The sequence below is a fragment of the Campylobacter sp. S4:11 genome (assembly GCF_024723695.1).
Classification (GTDB): domain Bacteria; phylum Campylobacterota; class Campylobacteria; order Campylobacterales; family Campylobacteraceae; genus Campylobacter_D; species Campylobacter_D jejuni_C.
Genome location: NZ_JANQDC010000002.1, coordinates 1 through 25726 on the forward strand (window position 1 = coordinate 1; position 25726 = coordinate 25726).

25 protein-coding genes are annotated in these 25726 nt (G+C 29.0%); 7 read left to right on the plus strand and 18 right to left on the minus strand.

Annotated elements, in window-relative coordinates; all coding sequences use genetic code 11:
- Positions 1–70 precede the first annotated feature (70 nt).
- The 8 genes from CAMP5053_RS00650 to CAMP5053_RS00685 all read right to left on the minus strand — a co-directional run bounded on the left by CAMP5053_RS00650 (position 71) and on the right by CAMP5053_RS00685 (position 8121).
- A complete protein-coding gene (locus CAMP5053_RS00650; RefSeq protein WP_087700024.1) occupies positions 71–568 on the minus strand; it encodes a TlpA family protein disulfide reductase in 498 nt (165 codons plus the stop codon).
- Positions 529–1020: a TlpA family protein disulfide reductase gene (locus CAMP5053_RS00655; RefSeq protein ID WP_337217074.1), complete on the minus strand. Its 492-nt coding sequence runs from the start codon at positions 1018–1020 to the stop codon at positions 529–531. Before CAMP5053_RS00655 ends, CAMP5053_RS00650 begins: the two co-directional genes overlap by 40 nt.
- On the minus strand, positions 1010–1666 hold the full coding sequence (locus CAMP5053_RS00660) for an ABC transporter ATP-binding protein (protein WP_012661870.1): 657 nt from the start codon (positions 1664–1666) through the stop codon (positions 1010–1012). The genes CAMP5053_RS00655 and CAMP5053_RS00660 overlap by 11 nt, the downstream gene beginning before the upstream one ends.
- Complete coding sequence (locus tag CAMP5053_RS00665) at positions 1666–2781, minus strand: ABC transporter permease (RefSeq protein WP_337217075.1); 1116 nt, start codon at positions 2779–2781, stop codon at positions 1666–1668. Before CAMP5053_RS00665 ends, CAMP5053_RS00660 begins: the two co-directional genes overlap by 1 nt.
- A complete protein-coding gene (locus tag CAMP5053_RS00670) occupies positions 2771–4063 on the minus strand; it encodes an ABC transporter permease (protein ID WP_337217076.1) in 1293 nt (430 codons plus the stop codon). Before CAMP5053_RS00670 ends, CAMP5053_RS00665 begins: the two co-directional genes overlap by 11 nt.
- On the minus strand, positions 4053–5474 hold the full coding sequence (locus tag CAMP5053_RS00675) for a Fe-S-containing protein (RefSeq protein WP_337217077.1): 1422 nt from the start codon (positions 5472–5474) through the stop codon (positions 4053–4055). The genes CAMP5053_RS00670 and CAMP5053_RS00675 overlap by 11 nt, the downstream gene beginning before the upstream one ends.
- Positions 5475–5551: 77 nt before the next feature.
- On the minus strand, positions 5552–6073 hold the full coding sequence (locus CAMP5053_RS00680) for a ferrirhodotorulic acid transporter, periplasmic binding protein (protein ID WP_012661874.1): 522 nt from the start codon (positions 6071–6073) through the stop codon (positions 5552–5554).
- Positions 6070–8121 (minus strand): FTR1 family iron permease, encoded by a 2052-nt coding sequence (locus tag CAMP5053_RS00685; RefSeq protein ID WP_337217078.1) that lies wholly within the window; start codon positions 8119–8121, stop codon positions 6070–6072. Before CAMP5053_RS00685 ends, CAMP5053_RS00680 begins: the two co-directional genes overlap by 4 nt.
- 283 nt (positions 8122–8404) lie before the next feature.
- On the opposite strand from CAMP5053_RS00685, the gene CAMP5053_RS00690 reads away from it, so the two are divergent.
- Positions 8405–9781 carry a cation:dicarboxylate symporter family transporter gene (locus tag CAMP5053_RS00690; protein WP_337217079.1) on the plus strand — a complete coding sequence of 459 codons (1377 nt, stop codon included), beginning with the start codon at positions 8405–8407 and terminating at the stop codon, positions 9779–9781.
- Here CAMP5053_RS00690 and CAMP5053_RS00695 read toward each other — a convergent pair.
- Positions 9778–10635, minus strand: coding sequence for a D-amino acid aminotransferase (locus tag CAMP5053_RS00695; protein ID WP_214126542.1), 858 nt, complete (start codon positions 10633–10635; stop codon positions 9778–9780). The genes CAMP5053_RS00690 and CAMP5053_RS00695 overlap by 4 nt on opposite strands.
- A gap of 11 nt (positions 10636–10646) precedes the next feature.
- Complete coding sequence (locus tag CAMP5053_RS00700; protein WP_337217080.1) at positions 10647–11624, minus strand: glycosyl transferase family 90; 978 nt, start codon at positions 11622–11624, stop codon at positions 10647–10649.
- A gap of 132 nt (positions 11625–11756) precedes the next feature.
- Here CAMP5053_RS00700 and CAMP5053_RS00705 point away from each other — a divergent pair, with 132 nt between their 5' ends.
- On the plus strand, positions 11757–12248 hold the full coding sequence (locus tag CAMP5053_RS00705) for a hypothetical protein (protein ID WP_337217081.1): 492 nt from the start codon (positions 11757–11759) through the stop codon (positions 12246–12248).
- Here CAMP5053_RS00705 and CAMP5053_RS00710 read toward each other — a convergent pair.
- Both CAMP5053_RS00710 and rsmH read right to left on the minus strand, forming a co-directional pair.
- Positions 12245–13153: a hypothetical protein gene (locus CAMP5053_RS00710; RefSeq protein ID WP_192866630.1), complete on the minus strand. Its 909-nt coding sequence runs from the start codon at positions 13151–13153 to the stop codon at positions 12245–12247. The genes CAMP5053_RS00705 and CAMP5053_RS00710 overlap by 4 nt on opposite strands.
- Positions 13154–13156: 3 nt before the next feature.
- A complete protein-coding gene (rsmH, locus tag CAMP5053_RS00715; protein WP_087700005.1) occupies positions 13157–14074 on the minus strand; it encodes a 16S rRNA (cytosine(1402)-N(4))-methyltransferase RsmH in 918 nt (305 codons plus the stop codon).
- A gap of 59 nt (positions 14075–14133) precedes the next feature.
- Here rsmH and CAMP5053_RS00720 point away from each other — a divergent pair, with 59 nt between their 5' ends.
- From CAMP5053_RS00720 to CAMP5053_RS00740, 5 genes are all read left to right on the plus strand, one after another.
- The gene (locus tag CAMP5053_RS00720; RefSeq protein WP_087700003.1) at positions 14134–14712 is read left to right on the plus strand and encodes a class II aldolase and adducin N-terminal domain-containing protein; all 579 of its coding nucleotides are present in this window, start codon (positions 14134–14136) and stop codon (positions 14710–14712) included.
- A 79-nt stretch (positions 14713–14791) separates the two neighbouring features.
- Positions 14792–16270 carry a peptidylprolyl isomerase gene (locus CAMP5053_RS00725; RefSeq protein WP_337217082.1) on the plus strand — a complete coding sequence of 493 codons (1479 nt, stop codon included), beginning with the start codon at positions 14792–14794 and terminating at the stop codon, positions 16268–16270.
- The gene (ftsA, locus tag CAMP5053_RS00730; RefSeq protein ID WP_087699999.1) at positions 16267–17646 is read left to right on the plus strand and encodes a cell division protein FtsA; all 1380 of its coding nucleotides are present in this window, start codon (positions 16267–16269) and stop codon (positions 17644–17646) included. The genes CAMP5053_RS00725 and ftsA overlap by 4 nt, the downstream gene beginning before the upstream one ends.
- 11 nt (positions 17647–17657) lie before the next feature.
- Positions 17658–18764 carry a cell division protein FtsZ gene (gene ftsZ / locus CAMP5053_RS00735; RefSeq protein WP_039626779.1) on the plus strand — a complete coding sequence of 369 codons (1107 nt, stop codon included), beginning with the start codon at positions 17658–17660 and terminating at the stop codon, positions 18762–18764.
- A 20-nt stretch (positions 18765–18784) separates the two neighbouring features.
- Entirely contained in the window at positions 18785–20149 is a 1365-nt protein-coding gene (locus CAMP5053_RS00740; protein ID WP_337217083.1) for a nicotinate phosphoribosyltransferase, read from the plus strand.
- Here the strand turns inward: CAMP5053_RS00740 and ispG are convergent.
- The 6 genes from ispG to CAMP5053_RS00770 form a co-directional block, all read right to left on the minus strand.
- A complete protein-coding gene (ispG, locus tag CAMP5053_RS00745) occupies positions 20146–21210 on the minus strand; it encodes a flavodoxin-dependent (E)-4-hydroxy-3-methylbut-2-enyl-diphosphate synthase (protein ID WP_250322407.1) in 1065 nt (354 codons plus the stop codon). The two genes, CAMP5053_RS00740 and ispG, sit on opposite strands and share 4 nt — an antisense overlap.
- 56 nt (positions 21211–21266) lie before the next feature.
- Complete coding sequence (locus CAMP5053_RS00750) at positions 21267–22760, minus strand: C69 family dipeptidase (protein ID WP_214100302.1); 1494 nt, start codon at positions 22758–22760, stop codon at positions 21267–21269.
- Positions 22761–22880: 120 nt separating this feature from the next.
- On the minus strand, positions 22881–24725 hold the full coding sequence (locus tag CAMP5053_RS00755; protein ID WP_337217084.1) for a primosomal protein N': 1845 nt from the start codon (positions 24723–24725) through the stop codon (positions 22881–22883).
- Positions 24722–25192: a type II secretion system protein gene (locus CAMP5053_RS00760; RefSeq protein WP_214100300.1), complete on the minus strand. Its 471-nt coding sequence runs from the start codon at positions 25190–25192 to the stop codon at positions 24722–24724. Before CAMP5053_RS00760 ends, CAMP5053_RS00755 begins: the two co-directional genes overlap by 4 nt.
- The gene (locus CAMP5053_RS00765) at positions 25193–25432 is read right to left on the minus strand and encodes a hypothetical protein (protein ID WP_012661889.1); all 240 of its coding nucleotides are present in this window, start codon (positions 25430–25432) and stop codon (positions 25193–25195) included.
- Positions 25419–25652, minus strand: a complete 234-nt coding sequence (locus tag CAMP5053_RS00770) for a hypothetical protein (protein ID WP_012661890.1) — start codon at positions 25650–25652, stop codon at positions 25419–25421. Before CAMP5053_RS00770 ends, CAMP5053_RS00765 begins: the two co-directional genes overlap by 14 nt.
- Positions 25653–25726: the final 74 nt, after the last annotated feature.

Here is a 25726-nt window from a genome sequence, read left to right on the forward strand (position 1 = left end):
GAGTAAAAAAATAGTGCTATAAATTTTTAAATTATTTTTTACCGAAATATACTTTATAAAATACCTAAATTTATTGTAAAAATTTAATCTTGTTTTCTAAAACACTTTTTGGAGTAAGTCCGATGAATTTTTCATTCATATTACCTTTTTCATCATAAAAAACTATCACAGGCACACCATAAATTCCACCCACTGCTTTAGACAAAAACGAGCTTGCTTTAGCTTCATATAAAAGTGGCAAATCTAGCTTTTTTTCCAAAAGAATTTTTTGAGCTTCTTCTTTTGACTTAGCTCCATTTAACACTGCTAAAATAGAAAAATTTCTTTCTTTATAAAGTTCATTTAGCATAGGAATTTGTGCATTACATGCACCACAATCTTGCGTGAAAAAAAATAAAGCATAAGCTTGATTTGTATTTTGTATTTTTAAGGTTTTTTCAAAACCATCATATTTGAAAGTATAGTTTTGATTTGAATTTAGGGTTTGAAATTCATTATCTGAACATGCACTAAAGAAAAAAATGCCTATTAAAGCCAAGAAGCAATAGAAGCTTTTAGCTGTGACCATGGTTTTTCTCCTATGATTTTATCTTGCACAACTCCATCTTTAATGACAAAAGTAGTTGGCACCACAAAAACGCTAAATCTTTGCCACGATATATCTAAATCATCTTGCAAAAATATAATATTTTTATAATCATATTTTGTAGCAAATTCTTCAAAATCTTTCCCCTTATCTATAGAATCAAGTGCCAAAATAGTGATTTTTTTAGGGTATTCGTTAGCTAGTTTTTCTAAAAGTGGCAAATCTTTTAAACAAGAAGCACAACCTTGCTCTACAAAAGTTAAAACAATGAGATTATCAAAATCAGCTAGTTTAATTTTCTCACCTTCTAAATTTTTAGCTGCGATTTCTGGTGCTTTTAGACCTATTTTACCGCCATTTTTATTGTTGTTTTCAAAACACGCACTTAAAAAAACTAAACACAAACAAGCTAAAATTATACTTTTAATTTTCACTTTTCATTACTCCATGACTTAAAATGATAGTTCTATCAGCAAATGTGGCTAAGTCTGGATTGTGAGTGATTAAAACTATGGTTTTGCCATCTTGTTTTAATTTACAAAAAAGCTCTAGAATGTTTTTTTCATTTGCCTCATCTAAATTTCCAGTTGGCTCATCTGCTAATAAAATTTCAGGATCATTCACTAAAGCTCTTGCTATACATAGCCTTTGTTGCTCCCCGCCACTTAGCTGACTAGGTAAATGCGTAAGTCTGTGTGAAAGCCCTACTTTTTCTAGTGCCATTATAGCGTCTTTTTGCTCTATACTTGAGTGATAAAACTGCGCTAGCATGACATTTTCTAAGGCATTTAAATAAGGTATTAAATGAAATTGTTGAAAAATCAAACCTATTTTTTCTCTTCTAATCACACTTTTTTCTTCTTCACTTAAATTTCCAACTTCTTTATCATCTAAAAAATACTCCCCACTACTTTGAGTATCCATCAAAGAAAGTATATTTAAAAGTGTTGATTTACCTGAACCTGATGGACCCATAATGGCTAGCCATTCGCCTTGCTTTACTTCTAGGTTGATATTTTGCAAAGCTTTAACTTCATTAAAATTACGATTTAAATTTGAAATTTTTATAATATTTTTCATCACTCACCCTTTAAATTTTCACAAACATTGATTTTTAAAGCTTTTTTTAGCGGTAAGATGCTTGCAAAAAATGCAAATACTAAAGAAACAAGCACTGCAAAAAATACCGAAAGCAATCTAAAATCTATACTTGCATTAAAAATCAAATATCCAAAAATATTTGCTAAAAAATATCCGCAAAAAGCACCGAGCAAACTCGCACTTAAGCTTAAAATAAACACTTCAGCTCCAAAAAGTTTAATAACTTCTTTATGCTTAGCTCCTAGTGCAAGGTGCAGGGCTATTTCTTTTTTTCTTGAAAAAATCACTGCACTAAGAGTAGTATTTACACTCAAAGAACTAATGAGTAAAATCGTTAAGCTAATCAAAGCCATTAAAGCTTTAATCTTTTCTAAAATCACACCTTCACTAATGGATACTGAGGCTATGACTTTAGCTTCTACATTAGCCTTACTAAGTTCTTTTGCTTTTTGATCTAAACTTTCATAATCGCCTAGTAAAATAGCTTGAGCATAATTTATCACTTCTTTAGCTGCTAATTCTTGCGCTTTTTTTAAAGAGATGATTAAAACCCCATCTTGCTCATCATTGCTTCTTAAAATGGCTTTGATTTTTACTTTGACTATTTTAGAAATGCTTGGGTTATAAATTTGTAATTCTTGTCCTATTTTAAGTTCAAGTTGTTTAGCTAAATCCGCTCCCACAAAGGCACCATCTTCACTAAAATCACTCAAAGAGAAACTTCCTTTTAAAACTTCCATAAAAGGCTTGGTAAGCTTTAAATTTGCAAAATCAACCCCAACAACTACCGCACTTGAACTTTCAAGATTATAAAAACCATATAAAAATGGGGTTAAAGCTTTTGCTTTCAAGTTTTCTTTAGCTTGATTAAATTCATCCATGCTTAAAAACTCATCATCTTTTGGCGTGATGATAAAATTAGCTCCATAAGCTTTCAATTCTTTGGACAATTTTGTGTCAATATCAAAATAAATATTAAAAAATGAAGCACTGACCATAGCACCCATAAACACAGCTATAAAAATAATACAAACTCTTTTATAAGAAAAAATAAGAGACTTAAAAACCTCTTGCATAAAAAAATTATTTGCCATATAAAACCTCTGAAGTAGAAAGTTTAGAAATTCCTTTGATAGAAAACAAACATCCTAAAAATACTATAAGCACCGCAAAAAATAAACAAATTGGTAAAATAATCCAAGATATAGCAATAGTATGATCAAATATACTTAGAGCAATAACTTCTGAAACTCCCACACCAAAAGCAAAACCCAAAACAGCCCCAACTAAAGCTACCACAACCCCTTCTAACGCAAAAATCATATAAATTTGCAAAGTACTAGCACCTAAAGCTTTTAAAAGTCCTATTTCGCTTTTTCTTCTAAAAATATCCGCACTCATTAAAGATGATATGGCTATAGAAGCTACAATTAAACATATAATGCTAACTACTGCCATTAAAGATTGAATTTTAGATACTATCAAACTTTCTGCATCTGAAATCGCACTTACTACTTTTGTACTAGCACCTTTAAAATCTTCTGCGATTTGATAAGCAATAGAACTTACATAAGCAGTGCAATACCACTGATCATACTCAAGCTGATTAAGACTATCTACATCACGTCTTGCTTTTTGCGCTAAATCATTTTCAGGTATAGTTAAAGCTGAAACTTCTGCTTTGGCAAATAAACCTTCTTTTTTAGAAAGCTTTTGTGCTAAAAGTAAAGAGGTGATAATTTTATTTGAAAAGGCTTGAGTTAAGTCTATAATACCAACAATTTTTACTTTAAAAATTTGATCATTTTGCAAAAGGGTAATTTCATCATCTATTTTTAAATCATACTTTTGTGCTAAATCTTTTCCTAGCATTACTTCATCTAAACTATCATCTTTTGGGTATTTTCCTTTGATTTGACTATATTTGTATAATTCTTTAATACCTGCATAAAAATCATCATCATCTTGCACCTTTATAGCTTTATCAAAATAAGTTCCCACTAAAGAGATATTTTCATAATTTGCATTTGGAGTTTGAATTTTTACTTGGGTATCTAAAAATGGCGCAAAGGCGTTGATATTATTTCTCCAAAAAATTTCTTTTATAGTATGGAGTTTGCTTTCTTCTAAAAAATTTTGATTTTTCAAAGGCTCATAGATTTTATTACCCACTTCTACACTTAAACTTGCACCTTTAGGTAAAACTAAAATATTTGATCCATAACTTCTTAGTTCTTTTGTGATTTCATTACCTATGCCTAAAGTAAGATTTAACATCGTAGCCATAAGCAAAGTAGCTAAAAAAATCGTTAGTAAGGCTAGAGATTTTTGAATTTTATTTTGAAAAATGGAATTTTTTACAATCTTAACTTGCATAGTCATTTCCTAATAAATTATGAATTCTATATTTTGAAGTCTTATTCATATCGATGTATTTTAAAGGATCGTTTTTAAACTCTTCATAGTTTTTTTCATTAGCAAAAAAATATGTTCTTCCTTTATAAACATAAGATCTTGGTGCTTTTAAATTAATAAGTTCGGTATGATCAATAGGATCATAAACTTTCTTTTCTACTACTTGAGTGAAAAAATTTACCCCATCTAAAATTTCTGAAAAAGGTATGATAACTTTACCATTTTCAAATTTATATTTCATAGGGATAGGATTACACCCACCTGCCTTACCTACACTTGGTAAGAAAATTCTAACATTGCATGAAATGCAAATTAACTCTCCACCTTTTTTCACATAACCCATATCCCCACATATACTACAAGCATCAAAAACTGCTACTGGAGAGTCTTTATCTTCTCTTTTGTTAATTAAGAAAAATCTCACTACCTTACCCTCATCGCTAATATAAGCAAAGCGGTGTAAGTTATTATCTCTTAAAATAGCTACATCAAAGACAAATTCGTCATTTTCATTTGGCTCTACATAGGTTGGCTCGTCTATGGTGATTGGTCTTGAAGCATGCAAGTCATAAAAGAGAAAAATACAAAGACTTAAAATCATAGCACTAAAAATACTTGCACTAAAGCTAGTTATAGTTGAATTTTTTGCTTGATTTTTTCTAAATTCTATATCAAAATCTTTTTTCTTGGTGTTTTCTCTCGCTCTTTGCTTTAGAGCTAAAACTATACAAATTCCTAGCAATAAAAACCATATGTATGTATAAAATTTAGTATAATATACACTTTTTGCCACATAGCTTAAATATAAACTTTCTGTTTCTATCATACCTTCTCTCATAAGGTGTAATAAAATTTGAGCTAAAGCTTCATTTAGATAAAAAATCACTATAATAAATAAAAATAAATTTAAAAACTTAAATTTAAATTCTCTTAGCCATCTTGTAAAAAGATAAGTCCCAAAACACACAACAAAAGCAAGCAAAATAAGCCCAAAAGAACTAATCGCTAAAGAATCTAAAAAATTAGTGCTTAATATAGGAAAGTCTATAGAAATATGTAAGTATTTTATACCAAAAACAAAAGATAATAAAAAAAGCAATATTGCTTGAATTTTTTCTTTTAAAAAATTATTTTTTATAAAAGAAAAAACAATAACACCCAAAGACAATAAAACAAATAAAATATCATTAGAAAAATATAACAAATCATAACTTAGTGTTTTAGCGCTAATAAAAAAAGCAAAATAAGAAAAAACAAAACCCACAAAAGCAAGTTTAAACACTAAAGAATTTTTTAAATTATAAAAAAATAAAGCACTTAAAAGCGCATAAGAAAAAAATACTCCAAAAAAATGTACAAAATAAATCGACATAGGCTCTTCTTTGATAGAATTTATTTATAAAATCAATAATTTTATAAATAAACCCTAGCAAAAAAGCTAGGGAAGAATCACTTAGGTTTTCCTGTGTATTTGAAGTTGTATTTAACTGAAAATGGCTCAAACCATTTACCAACACCTGTTTCTTTATCAACATGGCGTCCAAAACCTTGTTTTTCTGGGCTTTCTATTAAAAATACCAACTCATAATTTCCTATGCCTGTATCCATTTTTAAATTTGCACCATAGTGAGGGCCATCATCTGCTACCATAGGCATAAGGGTTCCTGTTTTTACTTTACCATTATCAAGATTAGTTAGCTTATAAGCTATAGTTAAATAAGGAATCCAAAAGCCTTCTGGAAAGCCGTTTTTATTGCCCTTTAATGCATGAATATCTGCTTCAAGGTGAATATCTGCTAAACTTGCTGCAAGATCAATCCCTCTTGGCTCCATTTCGATTGGTTGTAAATAAACTGCTGCTATTTCCATACCATTTAACTCATAAGGATCGCCAATTGGCACCTCTGCTGCAAAAACTGAACTAGCTAAAATACTAGCTGCTGCGCCTAAACTTAATAAAGTTTTTTTCATATTTTTTCCCTTTTATTTGAAATTTGCTTTGTTATAAAAATACCCATAATGAGTAAGATTAAAACCATAAACTGAGGTATGATGCTCTCATAGTAAGGATAAATTCCAAGCCATAAAATTCCTTCAAAATCAAAAGGAAGTAAGCTTGGGGTGATAACCTTAGCTTCTATGAGCTCACCAATGCCTTTGCCTGTAAAGACAAAGACCATATAAAAAATAATGTATGAAGTTATATAGAAAAATTGTTTTACTGGTATTTTTAAAGCACCAGCTTTTAATAAATAATAAAGTATTATAAGTATGATTAATCCACTAGCTAATCCTATAAATATAAAACTATAATCTGTGCTTGTTTTTGCATCAAATAATAAAGCTTGATAAAAAAGAATAGTTTCAGCACCTTCTCTATATACAGCTAAAAACACACTAAACCATAAGGTTTTTGCTGAATTATTCGAGATAGCTTCAACTGCTTGAGTTTTTACATAATTTGCCCATTTTTTATTTTGTGCATTTGATAAAAGCCAAAAACCTACATAAAATAACAATGCAACAGCCACAAGCATGGTAACACCTTCTAGTAACTCTCTACTTTGCCCTGCTTGTTCTTTAAAAATCCATGAAATAAAAAATGCAGTTACAAAACTTAAAAATATCCCACTCCAAAGTGCTGAATATACTATATTTAAACGCTTTTTATTGCCACTTTGAACCAGGTATGAAACTATAGCTACAACAATGATTAAAGCCTCCAAGCCTTCTCTTAAGATAATACCCAAAGCCCATATAAATAAAGACATAGGTGAAGATTCTTGAATTTTATCCAAAGAGCTTTCTACTAATGTACTAAGCTCATCAAAATTTTGTTTTAATTCTTCTTTAGAAGCACTTGCTTTAATAAGTGCAACACCTTTTGAAAAATAACTTTCGATTTTTAATTTTAAAGCACTATCAATGGCACCAATTTTACTTTCCATACCACTTGCTTCAAAAATATCCAAATACACATTTTGCAAAGCATCTATGCTATTTAAACTAAATCCCTCATAATTTTGCAAAATATCATTAAGAGCAATTTTCATATCATCATATATTTTAGTATAGTTTTTAGCACTCATAACACTTTCATCAAAACCTTTAACTTGAAGTAAGGCTAATTCTTCTTTAGGCAAAGCTAAAAACGCTTCATATAGTAAATCTGATATGTTTGAAATTTCATCTCTAATAGTTTTTTCATCTAAAGTATTAGCATTGATTTTTCTTATAATAGTTCTAAGCTTGGTTTGAATTTTTTTATCCACTCCTGCTTTAGTATATCTTGCTACTAAAACTTCTACTTTTGAGTTTCTATAGTCTTCAAATAATGCTGATTGAATCAAATCTTTAGCTTTTTGATAGTCTTTATTTACAAAAGCTAATGCAGCTTGATCAAGCTTTGAAATCATTGAATCCATCAAAAATTGCAATCTTGTATCCAAAGCTGAAGCTTCTTGCAAAGCTAGCAATGCTTCATCTTTTTGAGTGCTTTGCTCTTGAGCAATCAAACTTTGAGTTGAGTTTTGTGAAGTTTGCTCTTTAACATCTTCTCCAAGTAAAGCTACAAACATCGCTTCAGCTTGTGCTTGACGCTCTTTTTCTGCTTTTAAAGATGAGCTTTCAGCTGCTTTTTTATCATATTTTACATCACTAGCTTCAGCTTTAAGTTGAAAGCCTTTTTCTAAAATAGGAACTATTTCATCTAAATCAAAATACAAACTACTAATCAAAGCTTCTATTTTAGAAAAATCTTCTTTATTTTTATATAGCTTTCTTAAATTAACAAATTTACGCTCCATAACAATGGCTTTTCTACCGACATTACGCCCAATAGAACCTTCCATGGTTTCAAAATGCTGAAAGTATGCATCTTCTGCTTTTTTCTTTGCTTCTAAATTTTTATTTTCTTTGTATAAAATCATGCTTTCATTTAAAATTTGCTTGATTGCTTGAGCTTCTTTTTGATAATCAATCTCTCTAGCATAAACAATAGAACAAAATAAAAAAATCATTAATAAACTTATTTTTCTAAACACTATTTTCTCCAAAAATGATATTCATTTTTAAAATCATAGTCGCAAGTATAGTACTAGCTTTCTTAAATTTAGATAAACATTATCATTATTTATTTCATAATAAATCAGATGAAAATACTACAAAATGCTACTTTTATCTACAAAATAAGCTAAAAAATTCTTATTTTTAGGATTATTGTTTATTTTTTATTTATTTTAGTTATAAAAATAAGTTTTTCTTTGCTAGTATGTGTCGCTTTTAAATTATAAAGGAGTTTTTATGATAGTAATTACTCATAAAAAACCAAGTAAAATCAAAAAAATGTTAAAAAATTTAGGTTTTTGGGTAATTATAGGAATAATAGCTGGCATTAGCCTTGGCTTATTAGATAAAGAACTTGCATTAGCTAGTAAAATCGGGGTGGATTATTTTATACAAGCTTTAAAAATTCTCATAGGACCTATTATATTTTTAACTATTGTTTTAGGAGTTGTTAGTCTTGAGAGTTTAAAACAAGTTGGAAGTATAGGTGCTAAAGCTTTATTATACTTTGAAGTAGTGAGTACTTTTGCTTTAGCTATTGGTATTTTTATGGCAAATATTATGGGACCTGGAAAAGGAATGAATCTTGATCCAAGTACCTTAGATAAAGATAGCGTAGCTCAATTTGTTAATAAAAACATAGAAATAAGCGCGCAAAATGAGATTTTGCATATTTTAAAAGATGCTATACCTACTGACATCATCGCTGCTTTTAGCGAAGGAAAAACCTTGCAAATTTTAGTTATAGCTCTAGCTTGTGCTTTTATTGTTTCACTTATGAGGGTTGATGAGAGAAAAGCTATACAAAAAACCTTAGAAATAATGCAAAGCTTTGTTTTTAAAATTCTAGAAATTATTATGTATTTTTCTCCTATTGCTGCTTTTTCTGCGATGGCATTTTTAGTGGCAAAATATGGGCTTGATTCTTTATTAAATTTAGGATATTTGCTTGTTGTTATGTTGCTTGCCTCTTTGCTTTTTATCTTTGGAGTTTTAGGACTTATTTGTTTTATTGCCAAAGTTAATATTTTTAAATTTATGCGTTTTATCTCAAGAGAAGTTTTGATAGTTTTTGCTACAAGTTCTAGTGAATCAGCATTAGCCCCACTTATGAGAAAACTTGAAAAAGCAGGAATTTCAAAGGCCACCGTGGGTTTGGTATTGCCGACTGGGTATAGTTTCAATCTTGATTGTACTAATATTTATTTAGCTATGAGTTTGATTTTTCTTGCACAAGCTTTTAATGTGGAGCTTTCTTTAATGCATGAAATTAGCATTTTAATCGTACTAATGATAGCTTCAAAAGGTGCTGTTGGTGTAACTGGTTCAGGTTTTATCATACTAGGAAGCACACTTGCAGCTTTATCTAATATGCATATAGCAGAAGCTAACAATGGCTTAGGAGCAAGCTTAGGAGAGGTTTTACCTGTGGCTGCTATTTCTATACTTTTGGGTGTGGATAAATTTATGTCTGAAATTCGTGCGGTAGGAAATTTATGTGGTAATAGCGTAGCAGCTTTAATCGTAGCTATTTGGGATAAACAAATAGACTGGGAAAAATTCCGCTACGCTCTTGATAATCCTAAAGAATTTACAAACGCAGGTTTTGATTAAAAAACCTCTTTTTGTATTTTTTCTACATATTTTTCTCTTAACTTTTGAGTATAAAAACCTACTTTACCATCATTAATTACCTTGCTATCTGCTTTTATAACACCCAAAATCAAAAAAGTAGCTGCAGAAATAAACACCTCATCAGCCTCATATACTTCTTTCATACTAAAAGCTCTTTGATCTACTTTAAGACCAAGTTCTTTTGCAAATTTCAAGATATTTTTACGGCGAATTCCTGGTAAAATTTCATTAGAAAATGGCTTAGTGATTAAAGTTTTATTTTTTATAATAAAAGCTGAACTACTAGAAGCTTCCGTTACTAAAGCATTTTCTACCATAAAAGCTTCAAAAACCTTAGCTTTAACAGCTTCTTCTTTTGCAAGACATTGAGCTAATAAAGAAATAGATTTTATATCCCTTCTTTTCCATCTTAAATCAGCTGTTGAAATAGTACTCACCCCGTTTTTAGCACACTCATGCTCAATCACCTTGCATTCAAAAGCAAAAGCCATAATAGTAGGTTTTAGTCCCTTTAAAAGAGCAAAATTTCTACTAGCAACCCCTCTAGTAACTTGCATGTAAAGTCCACCTTCTTTAAGAGAGTTTTTAATGATTAATTGCTCTAAAATATTTTCAAATTCTTCTTTTGTATAAGGAATTTCTAATTCAATTTGAGCCAAGCTACGCTCAAAACGCTCCCAAAATTCTTCCTTATCAGCTATTTTTGCATTTACCACAGGAACTACTTCATAAATTCCATCTCCAAAGATAAAACCTCTATCAAAAACACTCACTTTAGCTTCGCTAGCTTTTACAAACTCATCATTTAAAAATACTATTTCCATTTCTTGCATAAACCCTCCTTTTAATCAAATAAATCAACAATATCTTTTGGTAAATCAAGCTGATTAGAATAATAAAAATACTTAGCTAAAACTAAAATTCCTATATAAAATTCTATCTTTTCATCTAAAAATTGCTCTATGTAAACATGGGCATTTTGAATGATTTCTTTTGCTCTATGTGGATTAGCTAAATAATAATCAAGCAAAGCTTCTACATTTTCATAATCATCATCAATTAAAGCAAAATGCTCATTTGGAACTAACTTTCCTTCCATAAACCAAGTTTCATAACGCATTTTGGGGGCTAAAACTAACGAATTTGTTTTCATCGCCCACTTTAAGTTGCTTGCTACATCATTGCCTTCTAATGAAAGTAAAAATTTAAACTGGGTTTGATAGGCTCTGCTGATTTTAAAATTTAAATTTTTAATCCATTTTTCGGCTTGAATTTTTCTACCACCAACATGAGCAATATCACAACGAGAATTATCAAAATACTTTTCAAAAAATTTAATACGATGAGGCTGATAAATCGCACCTCTAAAAAAAAGTAAGTCTTTTTTATCTTCAAACTGATTTTTATCTTGTATAAAATCAAAATGTCTGTTTTTATCTAATTTTAAAATGATGTTATTAAAACCATTTTCAACCGGTCTTGATTTAGCTATGCTTGGATATTTAAGATTATAACTAATATCCCCAAAACCTTTAATCCATAAAAAATCATCATTAAAATATTTACTAATTGCATAAGCATCATAAGCATAGGAAGTTTTTTTAAAAGGAAATTTTCCTATTTTTTCATAATTTTGAAAATTTTTTATATCAAAAAAATCATTTTGTAGATTGTAATAATTTAAGCGAGTAATAATATTATCTATATTTTTTAATTTTAAAATTTTTTTTAAAATATTTTGCAATTGATTTTGATAAATTTTTCTAGGTATAAAACTTTTAGCTATACCTTTTACATTCATCATAAATCTAGAATCTGCCATTTTTCTTCCGTTTTGATATTAAAATAATATAAATTTTAACACAAGATTTCATTTACAAGACTTAAAATTTAGTTTATTTAAAAACAAAAATGTTAAAATCACAAAAATCACATACTAATTTTGGGTAAAACAATGAAAATACAAGAATTTATTTTAAACTTTATTTTTAAAGTTTCAAATCAACCTGTTAATTTAAAAGATTTACTAGAAGCAAACGCCTTGTTTAATGAAGGTATGATGGTAGATCCTGCAAAATTAAATTTTAAATTTAAAGTGTTTAATTCTTATCTTATTTATGCATTTTTTTGTGCTTTAATTATCATTCCTCTAATTTTAATTACACATTATTTTTTAACAATTATTGATTTTCATATTAGCATTTTAAGTGCTATTTTTGTCACTGCTTGTGTTTTTATTGGCTATGATATTTTTAAAATTTACACTAGAAAAATCATTAGCAAAAGATTACTAAAAAAAGCTTGGGTTTTACATTTTCCATATTTTGCTTATGAAAAATACTCAAAAATAGCAGAAAATATTTATAATCAAGCTATTAAAGAAGAAATTCCAAAAAACCAACTTGAGCAATATGTTTTAGAAAAAATCATTCAAACACAAGATTAATCTAAAAAGTCTAAAACTTGATTTTGAAAATAAAGCATTTCAAGTTGCCTTCGAAGTTCTTTATTTTCTTCATCCAAAACAAGTTCTTGTGATCTTAAATCCGCTATATCTCTACTTACATAATAAATTTGATTTCTGATGTAAATTTGTGGGAAAAATATCAACAAAGCAAATGCTATCATTAAACCTGCGTATAATAAATTTTTAGGACTTAAATTTTTATTTTCCTCGCTTACTATGCTATCTAAAAGCTCATATTTATCTTCTTGATTATATTCTTGGTTTTCTTCAAGCCTTACTTTTTCTTCTAAAATTTTTTGCTCTTGCTTAGCTAATTTTTCTTTTTCTTTTAATTCTTCTTGAGCTTTTTTTATTTTTTCTTGTTCGATTTTTTTTTGCTCTTTTAATTCTTGTTTGAGTTTGACTTTTTCTTTTCTTTTTTCTTTTAAATCTTGAAATTTTGAAGTGACAAAAACATTACTTTGAGTAAGAATTTTAGATATTTGGATAGAATCTTTTTTTTCTACTTTTTTTACTTCTTGTGGCGATTTGCTACTTTTAAGCATTTTAGAATTTGCAATATTTTTTTTATCAAATTTTTCTTTTTGTTTTTTGAAAAAATTAAGTTGTAATTTAAAAGGTTTTTTTTCTTCTAATTTAACATTAATCAAATCTTCTTTTAAATAAATAGCGGATTGTTTTTTAGGTTTTTCTTCGTATTCTTCATCAAAATCTGTAAATTTAGGTCTTTTTTTACGCTGTATTCTATTTTTTAATATGCGATCGCTTTCATTGAAATTTTGCTCATATTCCTCATAAGGCCTACCTTCTTTAATAGCCCTAGAATATTTCAACATTTTTTCGCGTATATTTTGTTTTTCTTTTAAAAAATCTTCTTCAACCATTATTTACCTAAAATAAAAAATTCTCATTTTTGCGCAACTTGATCTACTATTATAGCTTATTTCTTCTTTGGAGGCACTTATAGCTTTTTTACTTAAAATTTTACCAAGACTATGATTTTTACCACATTCACATTTTATGGCTCTTTCATCACAAATACAGTCTTTTTCCCATCTTTTAAAAGTATTTTTTACTATCCTATCTTCTAAAGAATGAAAACTAATAATAGCTAATTTGCAATCTTTTAATTTTGCTTTTTCTATACTTTCAAGTAAGGATTTTAACTCGCCAAGCTCATTATTCACTTCTATACGTAAAGCCTGAAACACAAGCAAAGCTAAAGATACATTGCGTCCTTTTAACTTAGCATTTCCTATGATTTGACTTAATTCTTTTGCACTTGCAATCTCTTTTTGGCTTCTTGCATTGATAATTTTTTGAGCAAGCATTGAAGCAACCGGTGCTAAATCTCCATAGTCTTTAAAAATTCGCTCCAAAGCTTCCTTGCTATAAGAATTCACCACTTCTTTAGCGCTTAAAGGATTGTTTTGATCCATTCTCATATCTAAAAAATCAGAATTTAGCGAAAAACCTCTATCGTTTTTATCAAGCTGCAAAGAAGATACACCGATATCAGCTAAAATTCCTCTTAAGTTTTGCGTTGGAATTTGAGTTAAAATATCTTTAAAAGCTATATGGTTAAAACTTATTCTATCTTGAAAATTTTTTAAAAATTCTTTAGAAAAATTTAAAGCTTCTAAATCTTTATCACAAGCAATTAATCTTAGTTTTTTATGAGCTTGCAATAATGCTTTAGAATGTCCTCCATAACCTAAAGTACAATCTAAAAAATCTCCACCATCAAAATCATCAAAAACATCTAAAACTTCTTGCAATAAAACAGGAATATGTGGACTTTGCAAAATAAACCCTTTAATTTTTTTAGTATAATATCTTAGCAAAGTTTAAAACAAGGTTTTTAATGAATAAAGAAAATATCATTTCTCAAATTACAATGCTTTCTGCCTCAATGTTTAAAAAAAATTTTTTTGGAATTTGTCATGGTTCAGTTTCAGCTAAATTATCTCAAGGTTCGTTTATTATCAATAAAAACAATGCATTTTTAAATCAACTAAATGAAAAAAATCTAAGTATTTTAAAATTTGCAAAAGATTACAGCTGGGATGAAGCTAGTAGTGATTCTGAAATCCATAAAAGTATATATGAGAATATACCTGAAGCTAAATTTATATGTTTTGCTTGTCCAGCTTATACCTTATCCATGAGTTTAAATCATGATTTTATAACGCCTCAAGATTATTTTGGTGAAATTTTTTTAGAAGAAATTCGAGTTTATAACCCTAAAAATTATGAGGATTGGGAGGATAGGTCACAAACTGAAATTTATCGCTATATGCTAGAACAAAAACAAAATTTTGTTGTTGTAAAAGGTTATGGTATCTTTGCTTATGGTAGAACAAGCTATGAATTAGGCAAAATTATAGATTTAATTGAAAATTCTTGCAAAATTATCCATTTAGCTGAAACAAATTTATCATAATCTTTTAAAATTAATTTTTTATTAATCACAAATTATCTATAATTTATGGTTTAATTTATTTAATTAGATTGGGGTTAAAATGCTCACTTGGATGCAGCATCATAAAAAATATTTAGTTGTAACTATTTGGATTAGTGTTATTGCTTTTGTTGGAGCAGGTTTTGTTGGTTGGGGGAGTTATGATTTTAACACTGACAGATCAAATTCTGTTGCAAAAGTAGGCAATGAAAAAGTCAGCTATGATGAGTTTAATCTTAAATATTCTCAATTATTTAGCTATTATTCTCAGTTAAACAATGGCAATTACACACAAGAACAGGCACAAAAAGATGGCTTAGATACCCAAGCTATCAATGAACTTATACAAGAAAAACTATTACTTTCTTATGCTAAAACCTTAGGTTTAAATGTGAGTGAGGAAGAGATTGCTTATGATTTAGCACATCAAAAAATCTTTCATAATGCTTCAGGTGTTTTTGATAAAAATTTATATTATAATCTTCTTGCAAGAAACAATTATACACCAAAAACTTATGAAAAAATCATACACGATGAGTTATTACTTAAAAAAATCAATACTATTTTAAATTTACAAATCAAACCAAATGAACTTGATATGTTTGCTGCAAGTTTTTTAATGCAAGATAGTTTAAAAGTTCAAGCTATAAAACTTGATAATAAAAACATAGCAATTGATGAAAAAGAGTTAAAACAAACTTGGGAGAAAAATAAAGAGCTTTATAAAACACAAAAAAGTTACGAGCTTGCAACCTATTTTTTAAACCCCGATATAATTAAAATTGATGATAAAGAAATCCAAACTTACTATGAAGAAAATAAAAATGATTATAAAGATTTTGCAGGTAAAATTCTAAGCTTAGAACAAAGCAAAGATAAAGTTATAAAGGATTTAAAGCTTTCAAAACTCAAACTTAAAGCTAACGAAAACTATGTAGCTTTAAGAAAAAATGAGCTTAATTTTGATAAAAATATCACAATCAGCGATGCTGATATTTATTATCCTTTAGAAAATATACAAAAAGCTAAAGAAAATGATTTTATTAAGCCTTTTAAATTTGAAAATGGCTATATGGTTGCAAAAGTTATAAAAATAAATCCTATACAAACTATGACTTTTGAGCAAGCTAAAAATGAAGTAAGCAAGCTTTACATCAAAGAAAAAACTAAAGCCTTATTAGAAGAAAAAGCAAAACTTACCCTAGATAATTTCCAAGGCACAGATATAGGAACTTATAGCCGTGATTCAAGTAAAAATGCAAAAGTGGGTGATATGATGAATGATGCTGAATTTAGTGAGTTTTTAATGCATGTATTTGACTCAAACAAAGCTAAATCTTATGTATTGTTTGATGATAAAGCAATAGTTTATGAAATCACAAAGCAAACTTTAGAAAATAAAAATAAAGAAGAAATATATAAATTCATCATAGAACAAAGCGCTAAACAAACCAAGCAAGCTTTACTTAAGGAAGAATTATTAAAAAAACTTATAGAATTATATCCAATTCAACGCTATTATAAAGGAAATATAAATTGAATATTTTAGGAATCGACTTAGGCTCAATACAAACTTGTGCTATTTTGGCACAAAAAAACGAAGAAGGACTTAAAATCATTGGTTTTGGAAAATCAAAATCAAATGGTATAAAAAAGGGAGCAATTACCAATATAGAACTTGCTTCAAAATCTATAGAAGAAGCAGTAGCTGATGCACAAATGATGTCAGGCGTGCATTATGATAAGGTAATTGTATCTATTTCAGGTGCTTATGCAAAAAGCGTAGATAGCATAGGAGTAGTTAATATACCAAATCATGAAATAGGTATTAAGGAAATTCACAGAGCAGTAAGCACAGCAAAACATACCGCAAATATACCTAGTGGATATGAAATCATTCATGTATTGCCTTATAATTTTAAAGTAAATGATCTTGAGCATGTAGAAGATCCTTTAGGAATGAGCGGAAATCGTCTTGAAGTTTCTACACATATTGTAATCTCACAAGAAGTGCATATAAAAAATCTAAAAAAAGCAGTTGAGCTTGCTGATCTTAGAGTAGATAATATCGTTCTTTCAGGCTATGCTTCTTCTATTGCATGTTTTGATGATAGTGAAAAAGAGCTAGGTGCTATTTTAATCGATATGGGCGGAGCGGTTTGTGATATGGTTATCCATGCAGGTAATTCTATACGCTATAATGAATGCTTACAAATTGGCTCAGTAAATATCACTAATGACTTATCTATAGCTTTACATACTCCACCAAAAGAAGCAGAAAAATTAAAACTAAACTACGCATCTTTGGCACAAAATGAAAATTCTATCATACAAATACCATATATGGGTGATGAAAAAAGAAAAAATGAAGTTTCAATAGAAGTCATATCTAATGTTATTTATGCAAGAATTGAAGAAACTATTATTATTTTAGCTAAAATGTTAAGCGATAATGCTTGCGCAAATCAAGCAGGAGCAGGCATAGTATTAACAGGTGGAATGACAAAATTTGCAGGACTTGACAAACTTGCTTCAGCTTATTTTGATAATAAAGCTGTTAGAATAGCGACCGCAAAAAAAGATACTATGGATGGCTTTAAAGAAATTTTTGAAGATGCAGAAAATAGCTGTGCTATAGGTCTTTGCTTATATGGTGGTGGACATTTTACTCCTTATGAGTTAGATTCTAATGAGAAACTAAGATATAAAGGAGAACCTGAGTTTATCAATAAACAGATTAAACAAAATCTTACCATAGAAGAGCATGAAGAAGAGAACAAAGATTTTGAAGAAATTTTTCAAGATCAAAAAGACTTTGAAGAGGAAAAAGCAGAATTAACAAAAGTTGAAACCAAAAAAGATAAAAAATCAGGTTTTATGCATAAATTTTGGAATAAACTAATAAACCAGTTCTAATAGGAGATACAATGAGCGAATATCTAGTAGAAGAAATGCAACACGCAAAAGGTGCAAAAATAAAAGTTATAGGCTGCGGTGGCGGTGGCGGTAACATGATAGATCATATGGTAAATATGGGCTTGCACGATCTTGATCTTATTTCAGCAAATACCGATGCACAAGCTATAGCTAAATCTTTAGCAAAGACTAGAATTCAACTAGGCGAGAAAAAAACCAAAGGTTTAGGTGCTGGCATGCAACCAGAAATTGGAGCAGAAAGCGCAAGAGAAAGTTTTGAAGAAGTAAAAGCTGCTTTAAGTCAAAGTGACATAGTGTTTATTTCAGCAGGTCTTGGTGGTGGAACTGGTACAGGTGCAGCTCCTGTTGTAGCACAAGCTGCTAAAGAAGTAGGTGCATTAACCGTTTCAGTTGTAACTATGCCTTTTGCTTTTGAAGGAAAGCAAAGAAAAAAATTAGCCGAAGCTGGCTTGGCTGAATTAAAAAAAGAAAGTGATTCTATCATTGTAATCCAAAATGAAAAACTTCTTAGCATACTTCCAAAAAAAGCAGGCATAAAAGAAGCATTTAAACTAGTAGATGATATCTTAGCTAGAGCTGTTAGAGGTATGGTGTCTATCCTTTTAGAAGATGGCGATATTAATGTTGACTTTGCTGATGTTAGAACTGTTATGAGCCATAGAGGTTTAGCTTTAATGGGTGTAGGTCATGGAGAAGGTGAAAATGCCATCATGGATGCATTATCAAGTGCTATAGAATCTCCATTGTTAGACGGTATGACTATGAAAGGTGTTAAGGGCGTAATTATCCATTATAAAATTGGCCCCGAATGCTCATTGATAGAGATTTCACAAGCTACTCAAAGTATTAGCGATATAGCAGATGAAAACGCAAAAGTAATCTTTGGTGCAACTACTGATGAAAGTATGGGCGATCGTGTTGAAGTAACTATCATTGCTACAGGTTTTGAAGATAAAGCTGAAATAGAAAGTGCTAAAGAACAAGAAGAAAGTAAAAAAAATAGCTATATGAATTTACGCAAGGCTAGCGGTGGATTTGATGAGGAAGTAATTTCTCAACTTGATGTTCCTGCTTTCTTGCGTCGTCAAATGGATTAATTTTTAGTAAAAATCCTTATATGAATTCTTCATTATTATGTGATTTTTACGAATTAAGTATGGCTTATGCATATTTTAAAAAAAATATGCATAAGCAGATTGTTTATTTTGAAGTTTTTTTTAGAAAAGCTCCTGATAATGCTTCTTATGCTGTTTTTTGTGGATTAGAACAAATCATAAATCATATTAATCATTTTTCTTTCTCTCAAAGCGATATAGAATTTTTAAAAAATACTCATAAATTTGATAATGATTTTTTAAACTATCTTTCAACTTTAAAATTTGGTGGAGATATACTAAGTGTTAAAGAAGGTGAATGTATTTTTGCTAATACACCTTTAATGATTATCAAAGCACCCATAATAGAGGCTTTATTATTAGAAACTTTCATACTTTTAACCTTAAATCATCAATGTCTGATTGCTACTAAAGCTAGTAGAATCACTCAAATTGCAAAAGAAAAATTGCTTTTAGAATTTGGCTCTCGTAGAGCCCATGGAGAAAGTGCAGCTTTAAATGGTGCTAGAGCTGCTTTTATAGGTGGTTTTCATACAAGTGCTTGTACTTTAGCTGGAAAAAAATTCGACATTCCTATAAACGGAACTATGTCCCATGCTTGGATACAAATGTTTGATGATGAGCTAAGTGCTTTTAGAGCATATTGTCAAATTTATAAAGATAATATAAGCCTTTTGATTGATACTTATGATTATAAAAAAGGTATTGAAAATGCTATTTTAGTTTTTAATGAGTTAAATGCACAAGATTCTATGCTTAATTATTCTATCCGTATTGACTCAGGAGATTTGCTTAAAATCTCTAAATATATTAGAAAAAAACTAGATCTTGCCAGCTTAACAAAATGCAAAATCATAGCTAGTAACGCCTTAGATGAGTTCATCATAGAAAAATTACTAAAAAATAAAGCTCCAATCGATGCTTTTGGTATTGGAGAAAAACTTATTACTTCAGCAAGTTCGCCTATTTTTGGAGCTGTTTATAAACTTGTTGCATTAGAAAAAAACAATCAAATCATCCCTAAAATAAAAATCAGCGCAAGTTCAAGCAAAACAACCTTGCCACATTTTAAAAAACTTATAAGATACTATAAAAACAATAAAGCAAGTTTTGATATTTTATATACACATGATGAAAATATCAAAAATTATCAAGGCTACACATATAAAAATTTACATAAGCTTATTTTTAAAGATGGAAAATTAATCTATGAGCTTCCTAACTTGAAAAATATTCAAGATTACCATAAAAAAAGTGTTGATAGTTTGGATTTTAAACTAAAAAAACTTCAAAATCCAAGTATTTATAAAATAAAAATTTCTAAAAAATTACAAAATATGCAAAAAACTTACTTGGAAAAAAATTAATCTTTTTCTCTAAGTTTCACCTCATCTTCTACCTCAAGTAAAAATCTATCCACAAGCTCATCTTCTTTTAATTTTGCTACCACTTCGCCATGTCTTATAACTAAACCTTGATTTTTTCCAAAAGCAATCGCCACATCAGCACCCTTAGCCTCACCCAAGGCATTTACAACACAACCCATAACACTTATATTTAACGGTTCTTTTATATGTTTAGTTTTTTCTTCTACTATCTTAATCGCTTTAATCAAATCACTTTGAATTCTTCCACAAGTTGGGCATGAGATGATATTTACTCCACTTTTTTGCACTCCACTATCTTGCAAAATAGCCCTTGCTACCTTAATCTCTTCTTCAAGCTCCCCTGTCATAGAAACTCTCATTGTATCACCTATACCTTTTAAAAGTAAATTTCCTAAAGCAATCGAGCTTTTAACCGTGCTATGAAATTTAGTTCCTGCTTCAGTAACCCCTAAATGAAACGGATAATCACAAAGTGGTCTTAAAGCCTCATAAGCTTTTATGGTATTTTGTACATCTGAAGTTTTCATAGAAATTTTAATATCAAAAAAGTCCAAATCTTCTAGTAATTTTATATTATACAAAGCACTCTCAAGCATGGCCTCTATATTATAACCATATTTATCACTAAATTGTTTTTCTATAGAGCCATGATTTACCCCTATTCTAATAGGAATTTTTCTTTGCTTACAAGCTTGCACCACTTCTTTGATATTTTCTTTTGAGCCTATATTTCCTGGGTTAATTCTCACCCCATCGATAAATTCAGCACAAAAAACTGCTAGCTTATGATTAAAATGTATATCCACTATTAAAGGTAAGGGGCTTTTTGCTTTGATTTCTTTTAAAGCTCTTGCATCTGCCATATCCAAACAAGCTAAACGCACTATATTTGCACCAGCAAAATAAAGCCTGTTAAGCTGCTCTAAACAACCCTCAATATCTCTTGTTTTAGTAAAAAGCATAGATTGCACTGAAATAGGAGCATCACCACCTATTAAAACATCACCTACTTTTATTTGTCTTGTTTTGTATCTTGTCATTAAAATCACTCTAAAAATATTTTTAGAGTATTATAGCCCAAAAATGGGCTATATCATTAATCTTTTTTATTTTTATTAAGAGATTTATATTTTATATCCATATCTCTTGTTAAAAGGGTAAAAATTTGATTTGTTAAATCTTGAGTAAGTTTTTTAGCTTCCATTTGATTTTGCAATGAAAAATCAACTAAAATTTGCTTTGCTTTGTTCTTATCTTTTTTATAAAGATTTAAATATTCTTTTTCCATAACCTCTTGTTTTAAAGATGTGTCTTTTTCAAATTTAGCATAAGCATTTTTTACAATAGGAGCATATTTATTATAATCACTCATTACAAGAGTTTGCAACTTGCGATAAATCCAATAAATTGATTTATCATCAGCTTCATTTGTTCCTTGTTGATATCCTGCAATAAACTCATCATTACCAAAATAATAAGGCAAATACACACTCAAATCAGCCATTCCTATTGCGACATAATTTAACCTACCTATTTCTTTAGGAAGCCACGGTCTAACTTGCATAATGTGAGATTCATAAGTTCTAAACACACTCACAACACGGTAAATGTTTTCATTTTCATTGAAATTTGCATATGGATCATATTTTGTTCCATCATAGTGCGATCTTAAAGCTTTTTTTAAATCATCCACACTAAGTTTTTGCTCAGGTTGCAAAAACACATTAAAATTAGCACCATTTTTTACATCTTGATTTAAAGATGGATTAAACATTTTTTGTATCCACCAAACTCTAGGATAATTATAAGTTAAATCTCTATCATCATTTCTTGTATAAACTTTAAAAAAATCAAAATCCTTATCCACTTTAGGATTATACGCTTTATGTATTATGGCAAAATTTATTAAATTTTTAGAATGCAAGGTATTTTCATCGTTGAATTTTAGTTGTTTTAGCCTACCTTGGTTCGCACTAACAAAATACGAATTATTAGGAATTTTTGCAGCCATCCACTGATGTGCTGTGGCACTTTCTAAATACCAAATTTCTTTAGAATCCACAAAAGCTACTCCAAAGCCCTCAGCTGCTCCTTGTTTTTCTATAATATCACCCAATAATAAAACACCTTCTTTTGCACTTTTAATTCTTGGAAGCAAAACATCCAAAATATCATCTTCGCTAATGCCATTTTTCTCATTATAAGGATCAAATTTTAAAAGTTCATCTTTTGCATAAATTGATTCAGTAGCGCTTATCCCAACACCCATTTCATTAAAACCAGTAGCACCGTGTAATGTACTTTGCCAATTAGCTATAGTGCTATATTGAAAAGATTTAGTAGGTAAAGGGTAAGTAAAATCATTCATTCCTTGATGTGCTTTAGTGCTATAAATACCTTTTTGATTTTCAACTCTTGGATGGATTAGAAAAACTTGTGCCTTATCTGCTTTACTATCAGCACTTCTTGCAACCAACATAGAACCATCTTTACTTGCTTCATTTGGTACTAAAATAGTAGTGCAAGCTAAAGCATTATTAAACAAAGCACCAAAAAGTACACAACCTACAAGAAAACTAAACTTTTTCATTTTCTCTCCTTTAAATTTAAGAAATTAAAAAAGTATATTCTTATCAAAATAAATTTAAAATTAAAAATAAAATATTGTTTTTATTATAAAATAATAATTATTTATAAATAAATATATTTTTCAAGAAAAATCAACTGGATCTATATCGCAAGTAATATTTTTAAAATTTAAAGCAAAATGCTCAAATTTTACAAGTTCTTGATGGGTATTAGCACGCAATAATACATAAAAACGCCATTTTTTATTTAGCATTTCAATACCACAAGCACCATGGCCTACTAATTGCACTTGTTTTAATTCTTGAACTTTATTAGCTATAAATTCACATAAATTTAAAGCTTTGTTTTTATCCTCATCTTCAATAATTAGCCTTAAAAGTCTTTTAAATGGAGGGTAAAGCTCATTTCTAACATTTAATTCATCTTTTAAAAAACTATCATAATCTTGTATATATTTTTCAAAAAAAGATCTATTCTTAGTTTGTAAAAGCACCCTACCCTCACCCTTACGACCTGCACGACCTGCTACTTGCATAGCAAGAGCCAAAGTCTCTTCTAAAGCTTTAAAATTAGGTCTAAATAAATACTCATCAAGTCCCAAAATCACACTCAAATCCACATTATGATAATCATGTCCTTTAGCAAGCATAGAAGTACCTACTAAAATATCAATTTTTTCTTGATTAAAATCTTTTAAAATCATATCAAGCTTTTTTACACTGCTAATCTCATCACTATCAAATCTTTTTATGATAGGATTAAACCCAGCTAATTCTTTTTCCAAAAGCTCACAAAGCTCTGCTGTACCCATTTTTTTAGCTTCAAGCATAACTCCATTGCAAGTTGGGCAGGTTTGATCGATTTCTTTAGTGAAATTACAATAATGGCATTTTAATGCATTTTTATTTTTATGTAAACTCAAAGCAATAGAACAAAAAGGGCATTTAATGGTATTAGCGCATTCTTTGCATAAAATTTGTCTAAAATTTGCCCTTGTAGGTAAAAATACTACAGCTTGCTTTTTATTTCTTAAGCTAATTTTTAACTCTAAAAGCAATTTTGATGAAACACTAAGCTCACTCTCATCATATAAAAACTGCTTTTTACTTTCAAAAAAGGTTCCTTTAAGTCTAAAACAAGGATGTTTATAAAAACTTACAACACTTGGGGTAGCTGAACCTAAAAGAACTTTTATATACATTTTTTTTGCTACAAATAAAGCCAAATCTCTTGCATTGATTTTTGGATTATTAGAAGCCTTGTAAGAATTATCATGCTCTTCATCAATAATAATCAAACCCAAATTCTTAAAAGGCAAAAACAAAGCCGATCTAGCTCCTACTACCAAAAGAGCTTTTGAATTTGCTAAATCTTGCAAATATTCTTGCTTTTTTCTCTTAGTAATTTTAGAATGCCACAAGAAAAAATGCTCACCAAAATACACTTTTAATCTTTTTTGCATTTGCGGAGTTAGAGCGATTTCTGGCATTAAAAGCAAAACTTGCTTTCCTTGCTCTAGATATTCTTTTATCAGGCTAATATAAATTTCAGTTTTACCACTTCCTGTATCACCAAATAGCAAACTAGTTTGTTTAGTTTTTATAAATTCCAAAGCTTCTTGTTGGTTTTTACTTAAACTAGGTGCTTTTTCTATATGAATTTTTTCATTTTTATACTCTTTAATGCTTTCAAACATACCCAAAACAAAAGCTATTTTACTAGCATAATAATAAGCAATAAATTGAGCAAGTTCGTATTGGTATTGCGTTAGCTTAAAACCTGTTTTTTCTTTTATAGCTTGGGTTTTAAAATCAGGCTTTGAGCATTTTTGTAAAATTATAGCTTTAAGATTTTTTTTCCTTGCAAGATCAACCACTACCTCATCTAAAATTTCAAATTCTTCCTCACTCTCATAAGTTAAGGTATCTAAATAATATCCTTTAATAGCAAGTTGATAAAAATTCAAAACCCATAATCCTTACAGTTTAAACTCACACATTCTAAAAAAACCTTTTCACTATTATAAGAAAAATCTATGTAATTTTTAGTATTTATGAAAAATCTATATTGAGTATTTGCTGTTTTCATCCACGATTTTTTAGATGAAATGATTGGTTTTTCTAAAACACTATAAGTGCATTGTTTTGTATTTTTATGATTTTGAGAATTAGAACATACAAATAATTTTTGATTTTCGCTATTTATCAAAGCTTCATCTAAAATTGTTGGAAAATCCTTACTTTCTTTAAATAAAAACTGATTTTTGAGTAAAGACAAAGAAGCATTGATGAGCTCTACCTCACTTTTTACTTGAATGAGTTTAGCATCATTTTTTCCAAAAGAAAAATACGGATAAGCAATTACACTAAGAATAGCAATAATCATCATACAAAAAACAAGCTCTATCAAAGTAAAAGCTTTTTTTATTTGCATTTATTTTATTTCTTCATCGATAGTATTGATAAGTTTATTGAGTTCTTTTTTTAAGATATAGTTTTCGTAGCTAAGTTTTACAAAAGCATTAATGAAATTTGCAAGTTCTATCTTGCCCGTGCCTCCAGAAATTAAAGCAATTTCATCTTCAAGATGATTTGCAAATTCATTACTGCATGTTACAACAAAATCTTTTGCATAGACATTAATTGTAACTTTTCTTTGGTTATTGTTTGCCAAGAACTGCCTCTATTTTTTTAATTACATCTTCGCTTTCAATATTTTTATTTTTAAGCTCTTCTTCTAAACGCGCGATTTGATTATTTTTAGCTTCATTTTGTGCTTTTACACTTACTAATTCATTTCTTAAATTTTCATTTATTTCACACACTTCATTATATTTAGCCAAAAGCTCATTTACTTTATCTGTCATTGTGTTGATTATTCTTTCATCATACATATTTTCTTGCCTTTATTGATTTTATATTTTAGAGTATTTTAAACACATAATTGTAACAAAAAAAAATTTAATTT

Coding starts and splice junctions, on each gene's coding strand:
- CAMP5053_RS00650 (WP_087700024.1), bottom strand. CDS start 568: ATGGTCACAGCTAAAAGCTTCTATTGCTTCTTGGCTTTAATAGGCATT.
- CAMP5053_RS00660 (WP_012661870.1), bottom strand. CDS start 1,666: ATGAAAAATATTATAAAAATTTCAAATTTAAATCGTAATTTTAATGAA.
- CAMP5053_RS00665 (WP_337217075.1), bottom strand. CDS start 2,781: ATGGCAAATAATTTTTTTATGCAAGAGGTTTTTAAGTCTCTTATTTTT.
- CAMP5053_RS00670 (WP_337217076.1), bottom strand. CDS start 4,063: ATGCAAGTTAAGATTGTAAAAAATTCCATTTTTCAAAATAAAATTCAA.
- CAMP5053_RS00675 (WP_337217077.1), bottom strand. CDS start 5,474: ATGTCGATTTATTTTGTACATTTTTTTGGAGTATTTTTTTCTTATGCG.
- CAMP5053_RS00680 (WP_012661874.1), bottom strand. CDS start 6,073: ATGAAAAAAACTTTATTAAGTTTAGGCGCAGCAGCTAGTATTTTAGCT.
- CAMP5053_RS00685 (WP_337217078.1), bottom strand. CDS start 8,121: ATGATTTTTTTATTTTGTTCTATTGTTTATGCTAGAGAGATTGATTAT.
- CAMP5053_RS00690 (WP_337217079.1), top strand. CDS start 8,405: ATGATAGTAATTACTCATAAAAAACCAAGTAAAATCAAAAAAATGTTA.
- CAMP5053_RS00695 (WP_214126542.1), bottom strand. CDS start 10,635: ATGCAAGAAATGGAAATAGTATTTTTAAATGATGAGTTTGTAAAAGCT.
- CAMP5053_RS00700 (WP_337217080.1), bottom strand. CDS start 11,624: ATGGCAGATTCTAGATTTATGATGAATGTAAAAGGTATAGCTAAAAGT.
- CAMP5053_RS00705 (WP_337217081.1), top strand. CDS start 11,757: ATGAAAATACAAGAATTTATTTTAAACTTTATTTTTAAAGTTTCAAAT.
- CAMP5053_RS00710 (WP_192866630.1), bottom strand. CDS start 13,153: ATGGTTGAAGAAGATTTTTTAAAAGAAAAACAAAATATACGCGAAAAA.
- CAMP5053_RS00720 (WP_087700003.1), top strand. CDS start 14,134: ATGAATAAAGAAAATATCATTTCTCAAATTACAATGCTTTCTGCCTCA.
- CAMP5053_RS00725 (WP_337217082.1), top strand. CDS start 14,792: ATGCTCACTTGGATGCAGCATCATAAAAAATATTTAGTTGTAACTATT.
- ftsZ (WP_039626779.1), top strand. CDS start 17,658: ATGAGCGAATATCTAGTAGAAGAAATGCAACACGCAAAAGGTGCAAAA.
- CAMP5053_RS00740 (WP_337217083.1), top strand. CDS start 18,785: ATGAATTCTTCATTATTATGTGATTTTTACGAATTAAGTATGGCTTAT.
- ispG (WP_250322407.1), bottom strand. CDS start 21,210: ATGACAAGATACAAAACAAGACAAATAAAAGTAGGTGATGTTTTAATA.
- CAMP5053_RS00750 (WP_214100302.1), bottom strand. CDS start 22,760: ATGAAAAAGTTTAGTTTTCTTGTAGGTTGTGTACTTTTTGGTGCTTTG.
- CAMP5053_RS00760 (WP_214100300.1), bottom strand. CDS start 25,192: ATGCAAATAAAAAAAGCTTTTACTTTGATAGAGCTTGTTTTTTGTATG.
- CAMP5053_RS00770 (WP_012661890.1), bottom strand. CDS start 25,652: ATGTATGATGAAAGAATAATCAACACAATGACAGATAAAGTAAATGAG.